Here is a 1391-nt window from a genome sequence, read left to right on the forward strand (position 1 = left end):
AAACGTGCTGCGGGCGTACGCCGATGGCCACTTTACTCGATGGAAAACGGATCTGGGCAGAAAAGAATCTGAACCAGATGTAATCTGACAGACACCTGTATAAATAATCGGTAACTGTCAGATCAGGTCTGAGCTAGTACATCTTAGCTGATCATAGAGTTCCTGCGCTTGTTTCTTGTATGTCGTGTTAAGGCATTTTCTAACTCTTTTTCCACTGTCCGGCTCGACAAAGTCGCAGTACCAATTGCCGTAACGTTGTTTGAGTGCCATCGATTGTTACCTTTTTGTTGATGGCCGATCTCTGCATTCACGGCCTGATTTTGTGATGCCCTGCCGTAATATGCAAGACACTCTGATTTAAGTATTTCGTAATGGCCTTTGCCATTTGGGCCACTTTTCCTTGCCGTCAGTAAGCCCGCCTTGATCAGCGATCGCACGGTACGCTGTGATTTTTTAAGGAATGCAGCAGCTTCGATAAGCGTAAATGGCTCATCGTCCAGCCTTATTTCACACATAATTGCCTCTGTTATCCTTTTGCATGCTTTACGTGACCGGTCATCAATTGATGCGATTTATGGTGTGGTTGATAAGGTTAAACTCTGGTGTGTGCATCATGCTGCGATCCCCTGGATCCTGAGTGCAGCACGCTGGATCTGGTTGATGAACATACGCCCCATCGATTCCAGTTCTTCACGATTGATGTAGCTGGTCGCGGGTCCACGCCAGTTTTTGTCAAAGACGGCAATAGCTCCTGCAAAGAAAGCGCCAGACGGTTTCTGCTTTTCGTCAGCAGGGATAAACCAGTCGGGAAGCTGAAATCCAACTCGCCCACGGATAAAAGCAATATGATCGGCATTTTCAGGCCACCAGCTTTCACTCGTGGCCGCTTTGATGAGATACACATAACGACCGCCGCGCTCACGCATTACCATGGTGTGCTGCATAATGTGAGTCATACCTGTGATGTATTGCCCTTCGTGCCTGGATGCGAGGCTGTAGGGTGGATTGGCGTAGGCGACACCGCCGAGTTCTGCCAGACGGACAGACCAGTCTTGCGTTAGCGCATTATCCTCTGCCGTATAAAAGGCTTCGCATTTTGCGTTATGGTTGTCAGCAAACAGATCAAGAACGAATGGCCCGAATTTTGCATTAATTCCCCACCAGAGATCATCAGGCGTGCGCCACTGGTCTCCTACGTCTGCCAGCATGTGTCTAGTACGCGAGCGCAGTTTGTTTAGTTTTTGGCTATAAGGGGCTTTGTTGAATAAATAGAACTTTTGGGTAATCATCGGAGCAGATCACCACAGTTGTTTCAAAATCAGGTCTCCATGGCAAAACAAAATGTTAAAATCACCAACTGGCCCTCTTATAACAAGGCCCTCAAGCAGCGC

General features: G+C 48.0%; 2 protein-coding genes. Both read right to left on the bottom strand.

Annotated features, from left to right (window positions below):
* Positions 1-143 precede the first annotated feature (143 nt).
* Positions 144-515, bottom strand: a complete 372-nt coding sequence (locus tag QZ506_RS19195) for a helix-turn-helix domain-containing protein (RefSeq protein ID WP_291973176.1) — start codon at positions 513-515, stop codon at positions 144-146.
* A gap of 96 nt (positions 516-611) precedes the next feature.
* Positions 612-1208: a phage N-6-adenine-methyltransferase gene (locus tag QZ506_RS19200; protein ID WP_291973179.1), complete on the bottom strand. Its 597-nt coding sequence runs from the start codon at positions 1206-1208 to the stop codon at positions 612-614.
* Between the last annotated feature and the right edge of the window lie 183 nt (positions 1209-1391).

This window comes from Candidatus Symbiopectobacterium sp., from assembly GCF_020054415.1.
Lineage (GTDB): Bacteria > Pseudomonadota > Gammaproteobacteria > Enterobacterales > Enterobacteriaceae > Symbiopectobacterium.